Origin of the sequence: Paenirhizobium naphthalenivorans (assembly GCF_007992095.1) — a bacterium.
GTDB classification, from domain to species: domain Bacteria; phylum Pseudomonadota; class Alphaproteobacteria; order Rhizobiales; family Rhizobiaceae; genus Allorhizobium; species Allorhizobium naphthalenivorans.
In genome coordinates, this window is the sequence record NZ_BJZP01000006.1 from 148,903 (window position 1) to 163,484 (window position 14,582).

The 14,582-nt window shown below is 63.5% G+C and carries 11 protein-coding genes; 1 reads left to right on the forward strand and 10 read right to left on the reverse strand.

Features of this window, described 5'->3' with window-relative positions; genetic code table 11:
• Positions 1 to 20: 20 nt before the first annotated feature.
• Genes RNA01_RS08470 through RNA01_RS08485 form a run of 4 tightly spaced genes read right to left on the reverse strand, consistent with a single transcriptional unit; the run spans position 21 to position 6,903 of the window.
• Positions 21 to 1,781 (reverse strand): acyl-CoA dehydrogenase C-terminal domain-containing protein, encoded by a 1,761-nt coding sequence (locus RNA01_RS08470; protein WP_147179537.1) that lies wholly within the window; start codon positions 1,779 to 1,781, stop codon positions 21 to 23.
• A 20-nt stretch (positions 1,782 to 1,801) separates the two neighbouring features.
• Positions 1,802 to 4,099, reverse strand: coding sequence for a 3-hydroxyacyl-CoA dehydrogenase/enoyl-CoA hydratase family protein (locus tag RNA01_RS08475; RefSeq protein ID WP_147179538.1), 2,298 nt, complete (start codon positions 4,097 to 4,099; stop codon positions 1,802 to 1,804).
• 1 nt (position 4,100) lies between these two features.
• Positions 4,101 to 5,222 carry a thiolase family protein gene (locus RNA01_RS08480; protein WP_147179539.1) on the reverse strand — a complete coding sequence of 374 codons (1,122 nt, stop codon included), beginning with the start codon at positions 5,220 to 5,222 and terminating at the stop codon, positions 4,101 to 4,103.
• 28 nt (positions 5,223 to 5,250) lie between these two features.
• The gene (locus tag RNA01_RS08485; protein ID WP_147179611.1) at positions 5,251 to 6,903 is read right to left on the reverse strand and encodes an electron transfer flavoprotein-ubiquinone oxidoreductase; all 1,653 of its coding nucleotides are present in this window, start codon (positions 6,901 to 6,903) and stop codon (positions 5,251 to 5,253) included.
• A 185-nt stretch (positions 6,904 to 7,088) separates the two neighbouring features.
• Here RNA01_RS08485 and RNA01_RS08490 point away from each other — a divergent pair, with 185 nt between their 5' ends.
• Positions 7,089 to 7,730 carry a TetR/AcrR family transcriptional regulator gene (locus RNA01_RS08490; RefSeq protein WP_147179540.1) on the forward strand — a complete coding sequence of 214 codons (642 nt, stop codon included), beginning with the start codon at positions 7,089 to 7,091 and terminating at the stop codon, positions 7,728 to 7,730.
• 413 nt (positions 7,731 to 8,143) lie between these two features.
• Here RNA01_RS08490 and RNA01_RS08495 read toward each other — a convergent pair whose 3' ends face one another.
• The 6 genes from RNA01_RS08495 to RNA01_RS08520 are packed head-to-tail and all read right to left on the reverse strand — an operon-like array spanning position 8,144 to position 14,578.
• Entirely contained in the window at positions 8,144 to 9,325 is a 1,182-nt protein-coding gene (locus tag RNA01_RS08495) for a M20 aminoacylase family protein (RefSeq protein WP_147179541.1), read from the reverse strand.
• Positions 9,326 to 9,327: 2 nt separating this feature from the next.
• Positions 9,328 to 9,933, reverse strand: a complete 606-nt coding sequence (locus RNA01_RS08500) for an SRPBCC family protein (protein WP_147179542.1) — start codon at positions 9,931 to 9,933, stop codon at positions 9,328 to 9,330.
• A gap of 22 nt (positions 9,934 to 9,955) precedes the next feature.
• Positions 9,956 to 10,837: an NAD(P)-dependent oxidoreductase gene (locus RNA01_RS08505; protein ID WP_147179543.1), complete on the reverse strand. Its 882-nt coding sequence runs from the start codon at positions 10,835 to 10,837 to the stop codon at positions 9,956 to 9,958.
• Complete coding sequence (locus tag RNA01_RS08510) at positions 10,834 to 13,224, reverse strand: xanthine dehydrogenase family protein molybdopterin-binding subunit (protein ID WP_147179544.1); 2,391 nt, start codon at positions 13,222 to 13,224, stop codon at positions 10,834 to 10,836. The genes RNA01_RS08505 and RNA01_RS08510 overlap by 4 nt, the downstream gene beginning before the upstream one ends.
• Entirely contained in the window at positions 13,221 to 13,703 is a 483-nt protein-coding gene (locus tag RNA01_RS08515; protein WP_147179545.1) for a (2Fe-2S)-binding protein, read from the reverse strand. Before RNA01_RS08515 ends, RNA01_RS08510 begins: the two co-directional genes overlap by 4 nt.
• Positions 13,700 to 14,578: an FAD binding domain-containing protein gene (locus tag RNA01_RS08520; RefSeq protein ID WP_147179546.1), complete on the reverse strand. Its 879-nt coding sequence runs from the start codon at positions 14,576 to 14,578 to the stop codon at positions 13,700 to 13,702. The genes RNA01_RS08515 and RNA01_RS08520 overlap by 4 nt, the downstream gene beginning before the upstream one ends.
• Positions 14,579 to 14,582 lie beyond the last annotated feature (4 nt).

Below are 14,582 nucleotides of genomic sequence, written 5' to 3' on the forward strand. Positions count from 1 at the left end.
CCTCCCTTGGAGTATCCGATTCAGAAAAGGTCTGGGTTCAGGGCAATAATGGATGCGCCGCCGTTGGCGATCATTGCCTCCAGACCGAGGGTCTGCGGCAGCATGCGATCGGCGAAGAAACCCGCGACCGCAAGCTTGCGCACCTTCAGCGGTGTATCCGCGTCCGTCGCCTTGGCTGCCATCTTGGCCCACATCCAGCCGAAGGCGGTGAGTGCGAAGAGGCGCAGGTAGTCGGTCGCGGCGGCGCCGGCGGCGGTGGGATCGCTCTGCCCGGTGAGAATGGAACGCGTCGAGCGCTCCAGGCGGTCGAGCGCCGCCGCCGTGGCGGCCGTGATTTTCTCGGCGGCGGGGACGAGCGATGCCGCCTGCAGGTCCTGCTTTATGAGGTCGAAGAAGCGGTTGGCGAGATCGCCATTCTCCAGCGGCAGCTTGCGGCCGACCAGATCCATCGCCTGCACGCCGTTCGTGCCTTCATAGATCTGGGTGATGCGGGCATCGCGGACGAACTGCTCCATGCCCCATTCGCGGATGTAGCCGTGGCCGCCGAAGACCTGCTGAGAGATGACGGCGGTTTCAAAACCGAAATCGGTGAAGGCAGCCTTCACGACGGGGGTGAGCAGGGCCACGAAGCCATCGGCGCGCTTGCGTGCCTCGGCATCGGGGTGGCGGGTCGCGATGTCCATCTGCATTGCGGTCCAGATGGCAAGGGCGCGGGCGGGCTCGATGAAGGCGCGGCCCGTCAGCAGCATCTTGCGGACGTCCGGGTGCTCGATGATCGGAACCGGACCACGGCTGCCGTCGAGGGAGCGGCCCTGCAGGCGTTCGCGGGCGTAGTTGGCGGCTTTCTGATTGGCCGCCTCGGCGATGCCGAGGCCCTGGATGCCGACGAAAAGACGCTCGGCGTTCATCATGGTGAACATGGCATTCAGTCCGCGGCCGGGCTCACCGACCAGCCAGCCGATGGCACCATCATAGTTCATGACGCAGGTCGGCTGACCGTGAATGCCCATCTTGTGCTCCAGCGAGCCGACGGACATGCCGTTGCGTTCGCCGAGCGAGCCGTCCTCGTTGACGAGGAATTTCGGCGACAGGAACAGGCTGATGCCCTTCACGCCCTTCGGCGCGTCGGGCAGGCGCGCGAGCACCAGATGGATGATGTTGCCGCCGAAGTCCTGGTCACCGGAGGAGATGAAGATCTTGGTGCCCTTGATCTTGTAGGAGCCGTCACCGACGGGCTCGGCGCGGGTCGACAGCAGGCCAAGATCGGTACCGGCGGAGGATTCGGTCAGCGCCATGGCGCCGGTCCATTCGCCGGAAATCATCTTCGGCAGGTATTTCGCCTTCAGTTCCTCGCTGGCGTGATGCTCGATCGCTTCCACGGCGCCACGCGTCAGGCCAGGGAAGAGACCGAAGGAGAGATTGGCGGAGGAGAGCATTTCGTCGAGCAGGATCTGCGTTACGCGCGGCAGACCCTGGCCGTCGAATTCAGGCGAGCCGGAAAGCCCGCCCCAACCGGCCGCGACGAAGGCTTTGTAGGCGTCGGCGATGCCCTTCGGTGTCGAGACGACGCCGTTTTCGAGCTTGCAGCCCTCCTCATCGGCCGGGCGGTTCAGGGGTTCCAACTCGCCGGCGCAGAACTTGCCGGCCTCTTCGAGAACGGAAACCGCAAGTTCGGCGTTGACCTCCTCGTAGCCGGGAAGCGTCTGCACCTGCCCATCGAAATCCAGCACCTCGTTAAGGAGGAAAGCGATGTCGTCGATCGGGGGATTGTAGGATGCCATTTGTCGTTTTTCCTTCGCTATCAGTTGCGCAGCGGCTTGCCGGTGGCGAGCATGTGCTTCACCCGATCCACGGTTGCCGGCGTCTCAAAAAGGGTGATGAAGGCCTGGCGTTCGAGCGCGAGAATCTCGTCCTCGGTCGTCGGCTTCAGCGGATCGGCCTTCGGGCCGCCGCTCAAAACGGTGATCAGCGCTTCGCCGACGACCTTGTCATGAGCGGTGGCGCGACCAGCGAGGGCCTCGCCCTCGATGATGTTGCGCATCGCCGAGGCGCCCGACGGACCCGAAAGAGCCAGTTGCGGCGGTTCGGGCGCGACATAACCGTCGACCAACGACAACGCTTTCCGTTTGGCATCGGCCAGAAGACGGTCGCGGTTCATGGTGACGCCGTCGGCCGGGCGCAGGAAGCCGAGGCTTTGCGCCTCGAAGGCGCTGCCCGAGACCCTGGCGGGCGCGATCAGATTGAAGGTGGCGATGGCAGGAGCGACCGGACCTCTGGTGGCACCGGCGAGGCCATATTGGCGGATCAGCATTTCCTTGCAGCCGCCCCAGCCCGGCACGACGCCGATGCGGGTTTCGACGAGGCCGATCGAGAGTTCGGCATGGGCCTGGATCGCATCGCAATGCAGCAGGATTTCGCAGCCGCCGCCGAAGGCGAGGCCGGACGGAGCGCCGACCACGGGGAAGGGGGCGTATTTGACCGCCTTGAAAGTCTGGTGGCCTTTGTCGATAAACTTGCCGAGCGCTTCCGAACCGCCCTTCTCGACGGTATCGAGGAAGACACGGAGGTCGGCGCCGGCGCTATAGACGGCTGCGTCGGAGCCGATCACCAGAGCCTTGAAACTCTTGGCCACTTCGCCGAGTGCTGCATTGATCGCGTCCAGCAGGGCTTCGGAGAAGGTGTTCATCTTGGTGCGGAATTCCAGGCAGGCAACGCCGTCGCCGAGATCCCAGAGCGCTGCACAGCCGTAATCGGCCACCGGCCTGGTCGCGAGCTTCAGGTCGGCGATGGTGATGACGCCCTCGCCGCGCATGACCGGGCGGACGGAGCCGTCCGGCAGCATGCAGCTCAGCTTGCCGTCGACGACGCTGTAGAACCCGCCCTTTTCGGCGGCGAGTGCCAGATAGGCGGGCACGGCCAGGCCACGAGCCTTAAGCCGGTCCACCAGCCAGCTGGCGCCGAGGCGGTCGATCAGTTCGAACGGCCCCTGCTTCCAGCCATAGCCGGTGCGCATGGCGTCATCCACCGCGTCGGGGCCGTCGGCGATTTCCGGAACGAGGGCGGCAGCATAGGCGAGCGACTTTTCCATGACGACGGAGGCGTAGCGCCCGCCGAGGCTGGAATGCTCCATCAAGGTCCGCGCGTCACCCTTGGCGGCGTCCAGGCTTTCGGACTCGACCTTCTTCATCGGCCGGTAATCGCCGGTCTTCAGGTCCGTGATGTCACGGGTCTTGCGGTCGGCGGAGAGACGGACGAAGCCGGCGCCGCTTTTGCGGCCGAGGCGGTTTTCCGCGATCATCCTGGCGATCAGCGCCGGTTCGGCGTCGTAATCGTGGATCGCGTCGGTCTTCGGCAGGGCGTTTTGCAGACTGCGCAGGATGGTCGGCATCAGGTCGATGCCAACGAGGTCGAGCAGGCCGAAAATGCCGGTCGAAGGGATGCCGAAGGGCTTGCCAATGATGGCGTCGGCTTCCTCGACGTCGAGGCCCATGTCGATCGCCTCGTTCTGGGCGACGACCATCCAGTAATTGCCGATGCGGTTGCCGATGAAGCCGGGGGTGTCCTTGCAAACGACGACCGTCTTGCCGAGACTGCGATCGGCGAAGTCATGGATCTTTGCCGTCACTTCCGGATTGGTCTTCGGCCCGGAGACGAGCTCCAGAAGCCGCATGATGCGCGGCGGGTTGAAGAAATGGGTGATGAGGAAATCGGCGACGAAGCTCTCCGGCAGGCTGTCCGTGAGGGCGGCGAGCGGGATGGTCGATGTATTGGACGAGACGATCGATCCGGGTTTACGAACAGCGTCGATGGCCTTGTAGAGGTTCTGCTTGATGTCGAGCCGTTCGGCGACCGCCTCGACGATCCAGTCGGCATCGGCGAGCAGGCCCATGTCGTCGCCGGTCGATCCGGTGGTGATCCGGCCGGCGAAGCTCTTGTCCATGAAGCCGTTGGCCTTCAGCTGGCGGGCGACGCCGCCGTCGGCGAATTTCTTCTCGATGTCGAGCAGGACGACTTCGACGCCGGCATTGGCAAGATGGGCGGCGATACCGGAGCCCATGACACCGGCGCCGATGACTGCTGCCTTGGTGATCGTCGTCATGTTATGCGGCCTCCACGACCATGGCGATACCCTGACCGCCGCCGATGCACTGGGTGGCGAGGCCATAGCGGCCACCGTCACGCTTCAGAAGAGTGGACGCCTTGCCGGCGAGGCGGGCGCCGGTGGCGCCGAGCGGATGGCCGAGCGCGATCGCGCCGCCGTCGCGGTTGAGGCTCGCCGGGTCGATGTCGAGATCCCTGCAGCAGGCCAGAACCTGGACAGCGAAGGCCTCGTTCATCTCGATCACGTCGAGATCGGTATTCTTGATACCCGCGCGCGAAAGCGCCTTGCGGGTCGCCTCGACCGGGCCGATGCCCATGATCTCGGGTGCGCAGCCGGCGATCGCGTAACCGGCGACGCGGGCAAGCGGCTGCAAGTTGTGCTTCTTGACGAAGGCCTCGGAGCAGACCAGCGTCGCCGAGGCGCCATCGGTGAGCGGCGAGGAATTGCCGGCGGTGACGGAGCCTCCGGCCTTGAAGGCGGTCTTAAGGCCGGCGAGCTTTGCTTCATCGGTTTCGCGCGGGCAGCCGTCGGCGGTTGCGTTGCCAACAGTGATGATCTCGGCGGCGAGACGGCCATCAGCGCGGGCGGCAAGCGTTTTGCGCTGGCTTTCGAGCGAATAGGCGTCCTGCTCCTCACGCGAGATATTGTACCGGTCGGCGAGGTTTTCCGCCGTCAGGCCCATGTTGAGGAAAGCGGTGCGCTGGTCGGCGCTCCAATCGGGATTGGGCATGGGGTTGAAGCCCATCATCGGCACGCGGCTCATGGATTCGACGCCACCGGCGACGAAAACGTCGCCCGCGCCCATGGCGATCGCGCCGGCGGCCATCTGGATCGCCTGCATGGAGGAACCGCACCAGCGGTTGACGGTGGAACCGCCGACCGATTGGGGCAGGCCGGCGATGAGGGCGGCGCAGCGGGCAATGTTGAGGCCGTGCTCGCCCTCAGGGAAGGCGCAGCCGAGGTTCACGTCCTCGATTTCAGCCGGATCTATGCCGGACCGGTCGACGAGCGCCTTGATGACGCCGGCGATCAGGTCATCGGGCCGGGTACCGGCCAGGGCGCCACGATAGGCGGGGGCAAAGGGGCTTCTGAGGTAATCGACGATATAGGCCGTGCTCATTCGGGTTTCCTTTCGGCGACGATGGTTGTCACATGTTCGGATAGTTCGGTCCGCCGCCCCCTTCGGGCGGGACCCAGGTGATGTTCTGCGCGGGGTCCTTGATGTCGCAGGTCTTGCAGTGGACACAGTTCTGCGCGTTGATGACGAAGCGCGGCGAGGCCTGGTTTTCCTCGTCGTCATAGACCACCTCGTAGACGCCGGCCGGACAGTAAAGCCGGGCGGGTTCGCCGTAGAGGGGCAGGTTCTTGCCGATCGGAATAGACGGATCGGTGAGGCGCAAATGAACCGGCTGATCCTCAACGTGGTTCGTGTTCGACAGGAACACGGAGGACAGCCGGTCGAAGGTCAGGACACCGTCCGGCTTGGGATAACGGATCGGGGTGACCTCCGAAATCGGCTTCAGGCTTTCGAAATCGGCTTTCTTGTGACGGAGCGTGCCGAAGGGTGAGACGCCGGTCAGCGTTTGCAGCCACATGTCGATTCCGCCGAGACCAACGCCGATCGCCGTGCCGAAGCGCGACCAGAGCGGCTTGACGTTGCGCACCGGCTTCAGATCTCGGCCGATGACCGACGAGCGCCAGCCCGTTTCGTAGGCGATCAAAGTATCGGCGGCACGATCCTCCGAAAGGGCGGCGAAGGCGGCTTCGGCCGCCTGGATGCCGGAATGCATGGCGTTGTGATTGCCCTTGATGCGGGGCACGTTCATAAAACCTGCGGCGCAACCGACCAGCGCGCCGCCCGGAAAAGCCAGTTTCGGCACGGATTGCCAGCCGCCTTCGGTCAGGGCGCGGGCGCCATAGGCGATGCGCTTGCCGCCCTCGAAGGTTTCGCGGATCAACGGATGTGTCTTGAAACGCTGGAACTCCTCGAAGGGGGAGAGCGTCGGGTTATCGTAGTCGAGATGCAGCACGAAGCCGACAGTCACGAGATTGTCTTCGAAATGATAAAGGAAGGAGCCGCCGCCGGTCTTCAGGCCGAGCGGCCAGCCAAAGGAATGCTGGACGAGGCCCGGCCGGAACTTCTCCGGATTGACCTGCCAGAGTTCCTTGATGCCGATGCCGAATTTCTGCGGTGAGCGGCCTTCCATCAGGTCGAAACGGGCCAGAAGCTGCTTGGTCAGACTGCCGCGCGCGCCCTCGGCGAAAATCGTATATTTCGCCCGCAATTCCATACCGGGCGTATAATCGTCCTTCGGCTTGCCGTCGCGTCCGATACCCATGTCGCCGGTGGCGATGCCGGCGACGGCGCCGTTGTCGTCATAGAGAACTTCGGTCGCGGCGAACCCCGGATAGATTTCGACGCCGAGAGCTTCGGCGCGTGCCGCGAGATAGCGGGTGACATTGCCAAGCGAACCGATGAAGTTGCCGTGATTGCTCATCAACGGCGGCATGAAGGCGTTCGGCAGCCGCAGGCACCCCGCCGGCCCGAGGAAATAGAAACGGTCGTCGGAAACCTCGGTCTTCAGCGGGCGGTCAGCATCGGTCCGCCAGTCCGGCAGAAGTCGGTCAAGACCCGAAGGATCGATGACCGCACCGGAGAGGATGTGCGCGCCAACCTCGGAGCCTTTTTCGACAATGACGACAGAAACGTCCCGACCGTGTTCCTCGGCCAATTGCTTGATCCGGATGGCGGTCGCCAGTCCGGCGGGACCGGCGCCGACAATGACGATATCAAAATCCATCGCTTCGCGGGTTGTCTCGCTCACTGTAACCTCCTCTTGTCTGTCTTCGTGTACCAAACGATTGTTACAGTTTGCAAGACCGTTTTTTGCCATCTCGACCTTACCGGAGGAACAGGCTATTGCCGGGGGAGGGTGTCGTATCGGGAGGGCGCCGGTCGGGAGCCAGATCCGGAAATGGAGCTTCGATGACGCAAAAAGACGCGGACAAAAAAAACGACCAAACGAATGAGCGCTTTGCGGGTGCGCTTGCGAACAGCGATTTGAGCGAACGGCATCGCGATATCCTCGAGGCGGCGGCATCGCTCTTTGCCGAACGCGGCTATGCGGCGACGTCTGTGCGGGACATCGGCGAGAAGGTCGGGCTGCTTGGCGGTTCGCTTTATCACTATATCAAATCCAAGGAAGCGCTGTTCGTGCGCATCCATGATATTGCCTTGCAGGTTGCCGAAGACCGTATTCGGGCCGCTGTCGCGGGTATCACCGACCCGTGGAAACGCCTGGAAGCGGCATGCATCACCATGCTGGAAATCCAACTCGATCCGCACTCGCTGACCATGCCGCTGATGAACGACTTCGCCTCGGCGCCACCGGAGATCCGCGCCCGGCTGGTGGCAAAGCGCGATGCCTTCGAGCGCATATTCCGAGAACTGATCGCCGACCTGCCGCTCGACCCGTCGCTCAACAGGGGCGTCTATCGTCTGTTGCTATTAACGCTGCTCAACAATGTCAGCAGCTGGTATCGGCAGGGGCAGATGAGCCCGGAAGACATCGGCCTGCAGATCGTCAAGATCTTTCATCACGACGACACTTCTATGCCGAGGCAATGACAACAACCGGCCTTGTCGCAATTTTCCGTTCTGTCACAGACCTTTCACCACATTTGCGAACGTGACGCTCATACCGTGGATCTAGGCCGACGACGAGCAGGGCAGGTTGAGTTCGCCGATCATCGTCGATTACAAAAGCAGTCATCATCCGAAAGGCATGATTTTGTACACGGTGCCTTTCTATCGTCATCGGCAAGAGGGGGCTGACCTGGCCTGACTGCAGAACATCTGCTGCCCACCGCGATAGCAGCGATGGTTCTGTCTGATCGAGATCCTGCAGGCCAATTCTCAACAACATCATTGACCAATCGACTTTCCGGCCGTTCGCTGCACCCGCCGCTTAGCCGTGTCCGGCCAAAAAATGGCTTCGGCCACCCTTTCAGCAGCCTGTGGAACCGGATGTGGCACCAGGATCAGTCTCTGGTCGTGCTGTTTCTCGTCAACGCCCGGCGCGCCACTTCGATCCAGTATTGCACGCCGACGGTAAGCGCCTCGTCGTTGAAATCGTAGTTCGGGTTGTGCAGGTTGCGGCCGCCTTCGGCGCTGCCATTGCCCATCCAGATGTAGGCGCCCGGGATTTTTTCCAGCATGAAGGAAAAATCCTCCGCTCCCATGCTTGCCGGCATGTCCTGGCGAATGGCGTCCTCGCCGACCACCGCTTCGGCCGCGGCACGCGCAATGTCGGTTTCCGGCTGCGTGTTGATGGTGGCCGGGTAACGCCGCTGATAGTCGAGTTCCGCCCGGGCGCCGAAGGTTTCGGCAACCAGCCTTGCCCGGTGCTCCATCTCGGCCTCCAGGCGATCGCGAACGTCGGGCGACAGAGACCGCGCAGTGCCCCTGATCAGCACGCTCTCGGGGATGATATTCCAAGTGTCGCCGGCGTGAATCTGCGTGATGCTGATCACCCCTGCGTCGGCCGGGCTCAATGTGCGGCTGACGATCGCCTGCCAGGCCGTGTTGATCTGTCCGGCCACCAGGATCGGATCGATGCCCTGATGCGGCATGCCGGCATGGGATCCCTTGCCGATGATCTTCAGCTCGAAATTATCCTGTGCCGCCATCATGGCGCCGCCGTGCAGGGCGAACTGCCCGACCGGCAGGCCCGGCCAGTTGTGCATGCCGAAAACGCAGTCGACAGGGAAGCGATCGAACAGGCCATCCTCCACCATCACCCGGGCACCACCCTCGTTTTCCTCGGCCGGCTGGAAAATGAAGACCACGGTGCCACGGCTCGGTGGATTGACCGCCATATGGCAGGCCGCGCCCAAAAGCATGGCTGTATGGCCGTCATGGCCGCAGGCGTGCATCTTGCCGGGCGTCGTCGACGCATAAGGCACACCCGTCGTCTCGGTTATATCGAGGGCGTCCATATCGGCGCGCAGGCCGACCGAAGGTCCATCGCCATTGCGCAGTACGGCAACGACGCCGGTTCTGCCGATACCTTCATGAACCTCGAGACCGGCGGCCCGCAACTCGCGGGCGACAAAGGCCGCGGTACGGTGCTCCTCGAACGCCGTTTCCGGATTGGCATGCAGGTCGTGACGCCATTCGATCAGCCGCGGTTCAAGCGCCTTGACAGTGTCGGAAACGTTCATCGCTATGCTCCAAACAACAGTGTGCCAGCCACGCCCAGCGCCGTTCCGACGAGCAGCCACGCGACCCGATCGATCAGCGCAATATGTCCGCCTCCGGCCACTGGTATGCCGCTCCCCCGGGTAGTCGGAGCGCCGGCGCCTGGCTGTTGTGCCTCAGCCGGGATCGCCCCGCCGGTCACCACGTTGGAAAAGGCCGAGAAGAAATCGTCGGCGTTCTTCCTGGCAACGCTCTGGATCAGTCGCCCGCCAACGCTTGCGAGCTTGCCGCCAATATCGACATCGGCGACATAGGCCAGCCGTGTGCCTTCGCCTTCCGGCGTCAGGCGGATCCTCGCCGAGCCCTTGGCAAAGCCAGCTGGGCCGCCCTGTCCCCGCCCTGACAGGGTGTAGCCGTGCGGCGGATTGAGCTCGCTCAACTCCACCTTGCCTTTGAAGGTGGCGGAAACCGGGCCCACCTTCACAACCACGGAGGCTGTGAATTCACTCTCTCCGGTCTGCAGCATCTCAGTGCAGCCTGGAATGCTGCGCCTGAGGACTTCCGGGTCGTTGAGCCCCGACCAGACCTTGTCGATGGGGGCTGGGACCAAGTGTTCGCCAGTAAATTCCATTGCCGTCTTCCCCGTTGCCGGTCTAGTTTCCGTAAACCCTGAAGATCGCTTGGGTTCCCTCTTCGCCAAATCCGCCCGCCGCCAGCTTTTCATAAAGCCGCTTGGCCAGCGCCAGCGCCGGCAGGTCGAGCTTCATGCGCTCGGCTTCGGCAATGGCGATCGACATGTCCTTGATGAAGTGGTGGACATAGAAACCCGGCGCATAGTCATCATCGAGCATTTTCGGGCCGAGATTGTTGAGCAGGAAGCTCGATGCCGCCCCGGTGCCGATCGACGACAGGACGCGTTTCGCGTCAAGCCCGGAAGCTTTTGCGTAGGCAAGGCTTTCACTGACGGCGAGCATGGTCGCGGCGATGGCGATCTGGTTGCACATCTTGACGTGCTGCCCTGCACCCGGACCGCCATGGTGGACAATGTTCTCGCCCATGAGTTGGAACAGCGGCAGCGCGGCCTTGAACGTCTCTTCATCTCCGCCAACCATGATCGACAGCTTGGCAGCCCTTGCTCCGACATCGCCGCCGGAAACCGGCGCGTCGAGCACGGCGACGCCTTTTTCCATCGCCTTGGCGGCAATCGTGCCGGCAAGGGTCGGGCTCGAGGTCGTCATATCGATGAGGATCGTGCCGGATTTTGCCCGCTCCACGATGCCGTCCGCGCCGAGATAGGTTTCCTCGACGTCCTTCGGATAGCCGACGATCGTGATTACAACGTCGGATACCGCCGCGAGGTCGCCCGCCGTATCGTGCCAGATGGCACCCCGGGCGACCAGTTCGTCCGCCTTGCTCCGGGTGCGGTTGTAGACATGCAATTCATGGCCGCCGTCGAGGATATGGCCGGCCATGCCGCGTCCCATGATCCCCAGCCCGATGAAGCCGATCTTTTTCCTGCCGCTCATAATGCTCATATCCGTTCCTGTTCTTCTTGCGGGGCCGTGCAGTTGTGCTCGCGCAGCAACGACCGCAGATATTGGGGAGAAAGCGGCTGGCGATCCGCCACCACGCCAAAGGGAGCCAGCGCGTCATTGACGGCGTTGATCACCGCACCGATCGCTCCCATCACGCCGCCCTCGGCCATGCCCTTGATGCCGGCGGGCGTGCGCTTGTTCGGCGTGTGATGGTGCAGGATCTCGAAATTCGGCGTTTCGCAGGCCGTGGCCACGAGATATTCCGCGAATGTCGCCGACAGGTTCTGCCCGTTCTCGTCGTAGACGACCTCCTCCAGCAGCGCACCACTCAGGCCCATGGCGATCGCGCCTTGTTGCTGGCCGCGCACGACGATCGGATTGATGACGGTGCCGCAATCCTCCGAAACCACGTAGCGGGCGATGCTGAGCGCGCCGGTGGCGATATCGACCTCCACTTCGCAGGCATGGGACGAATTGGAATAAGTCATCGGCGGCGGGTCATAGGTCAGCGAGAAATCGAGCCCCGGCGCCACCCCTTCGGGCAAGGTCGTGGGATCGAGATAGGCGGTCCTGGCGATATCGGCGAGCGACAGCCCGGTCGCGTTCCACTCGCCGTTGATCAGGCGCTCGACCTGCCCGTCGAGCAGGCGCATCTCCTGCGCTGAATTGAGACCAAGCTTGTGGGCGGCGATTCGTAACACCTGTTCGCGGGCCTTCCGCGCGCAGAGATACAGCGAGCCGCCACCCGCCGTAGCGCCGCGCGCGCCGCGGCTTCCCATGCCATAGGGGGCCACATCGGTATTGCCGATCTGGATCCTGACGCAGGACGGGTCCACCCCAAGACCCTCGGCCACGGCCTGAGACATCGCCGTCTCATAGCCCTGTCCCGTCGCACCGAGCCCGACCGAAGCATTGACCACCCCGCTCGGCTCGATCCGTACCCATGCCGCCTCGTGCCCCGAGCCGGCAATGCCGGTCGACTTGTAGAAAGCCGATCCATAGGTCGTGGATTCCACCACGGTACAAAGCCCGAGCCCGATATACCGCCCTTCGGCGCGCAGGGCCTGCTGGCGCTTGCGGAAAGCCTCATAGTCGATAGCTTCGACCACGCTTTCGAGCGTCTCCGCCGGCGTGATGTCTTCCAGCACTTCACCGGTCGCCATGCGATAGGGCAGATCGTCGGACCGCAGCATATTGACTCGCCGCACCTCCAGCGGATCAAGGTCCAACTGGCGGGCAATGGCGTCGATTGTCCCATCCATCACCCAACTGGTGATCGCCATCGGCGCCCGCATCGGCCCGTTGCCGCATTTGTTCGTGAGCGCTATCTTCACCTCGAAGGCATAGTCCTCGATCAGGTAAGGGCCGGTCAGGATCATTGCGACGACGCGCGACATATAATTGGCCGGATAGAAGCAGTAGGCGCCGAAATCCTCGGTGAGATCGAGTTCGAGCCCGAGGATCCGCCCGTCCGGGGCGACGGAGGTGCGGGTGCGGCACAGGTTCTCCCGCGCATGGCTTGCCGCCATCAGGTTTTCCGTGCGGTCCTCGCGCCAGCGCACCGGGCGATTGAGTTGGCGCGCGAGCGCGGCAACGGTCAGTTCCTCGCGATAGAGCGCGATCTTCTGGCCAAATCCGCCGCCCACGTCGGGCGAAATGACCGTAACCTGGCTTTCCGACAGCCCAAGCCGCCCGGACAGTTGGCTCCTGAGCGGATGCGGCACCTGGTTGCCGATATGGAAGGTCAAGTGTTCGCGTCCCGCGTCCCATACGGCGGCGCAGCCGCGCGTCTCCATCGGTACGTGGGTCTGGCGATGCTGGTAGAAGGAAGCCTCTACCACGGCATGAGCTTCGCCACGGCGCTGAGCGACGTTTCCTGCGGAAAATGTCTGGTGCGAAACGAGGTTCGACGGCAACGTCTCGTCGACAAGCGCCGCATCCGGCGCGAAGGCGCCTTCCAGCGAGGTGATCGCCGGTAGCACCTCGTATTCGACCTCGACCAGTTCGATCGCATCCTCCGCGACATAACGGTCTTGCGCCACCACGACAGCTACCGGATCACCGTGAAACCGCACCTTGTCGATCGGCAAGGTCGCTATTTCGGTCGGATGAAGCCCTTCGATCGGCGGCGCCAGTCGCAGGCGGTTGGTCCATTTGTCGAGGTCCTCGCCGGTGAAGACACCGGTAACGCCGGGCAGTGCCCGCGCCGCATCCGCCGAAACACTCAGGATGCGGGCATGGGCATGCGGCGACCTGACGAAACAGGCATGCAACACGCCCGGCACGACGATGTCGTCCAGATAACGCCCCTGTCCGGTGATGAGGCGCTTGTCCTCTTTTCGCGCCAACGGCTTGCCGATGTAATGGAAGTCATTGCTCTCGCTCACGACCGGTCCTCCCGCATCGCCGCCGCCGCTTTCATGACGGCGGCAACGATGTTCTGGTAACCCGTGCAGCGGCAGAGATTGCCCGAAAGAACATCGCGCACCTCCTCCTCTGTGGGATCGGGCGTATCGCGCAGAAAGGCCTCGAAGGTCATGACGACGCCCGGCGTGCAGAAGCCGCATTGCAGTCCGTGTTCCTCGTGCATGGCCTGCTGCAGCGGGCTCAGGCCTATTCCACCCACCGCCTCGATCGTCGTGATCTCGTGCCCTTCCATCTGGACGGCATAGGTCAGGCAGGCCCGTGCCGGCTGGTCGTCTATCAGGACGGTGCAAGCCCCGCAGACTCCATGCTCGCAGCCGACATGCGTTCCAGTCAGGCCGAAATCCTCACGCAGAACGTCGGCGAGCAGTTTGCGCGGTTCCACCATCGCCTCGCGGGTTTCGCCGTTTACGGTCAGATATATCAATCGGGCGTCGCTCATGCTGTCTCTCCACGTGCCCGCGCCAGCGCCGCCGCCAGCGCCTTTTCCATGAGCGATGCGGCCACTTCCCGGCGAAAAACCGCCGGGATCGACACGCTGTCCTCAGGGGAGAGGGATTGCGCAGCGAAGGTGGAAACGCCGGCGATCCACTTTTCGGTTGGTATCGCCCCGGCTTCTGCCACCGCCGACACATCAAGCCGTAGCGGCACGGAGCCGACGCCGCCAAACGCCATCTCCAGAGATGCCAGCCTGTGGTCGCTGTCCAACAGCAGCGTCACCGCAACTGCGACTATGGCGAAATCGCCACGCCGACGGCTGAAAAGCTCGAAGGCCCAACCCGAATTCGCCGCCAAGCGGGGAAAGCGGACAGAGGTAACCATCTCGCCATCCCGGACATCGACCGTCATCACGGACCGGAAAAAATCGGCGGCATCGATCTCGCGCTGTCCGGCAAGCCCGCGTACCACGATCTTGGCCCCGCCCAGAACCGCGATCAGCGGCAATTGCGCGGCGGGATCCGCATGAACCAGACTGCCCCCCAGCGTGCCGCGCTGGCGGATCGCATAGTGCCCGATCGTCGCCGCTGCGGCAGCCAGCAAAGGATGAACCCGGCGGACTTCCAGTGCTGTCGCCACCCGCTGATGCCGGGTTAGCGCACCGATTTCCAGCACACCGTCCGAGACACGTATGAAGTCGAGCTCCACGAGGTCGTTCAGGTCGACCAGATGCTCTGGCCGGGCGAGCCGCATGTTCAGCATCGGGCCAAGGCTCTGCCCACCCGCGATTGGCTTGGCATGGTCGCCGTACCGCGCGAGCAGGCCAAGCGCCGCCTCCAGAGTTTGCGGTCGATGGTAGTCGAATGACGCCGGTTTCATCCCG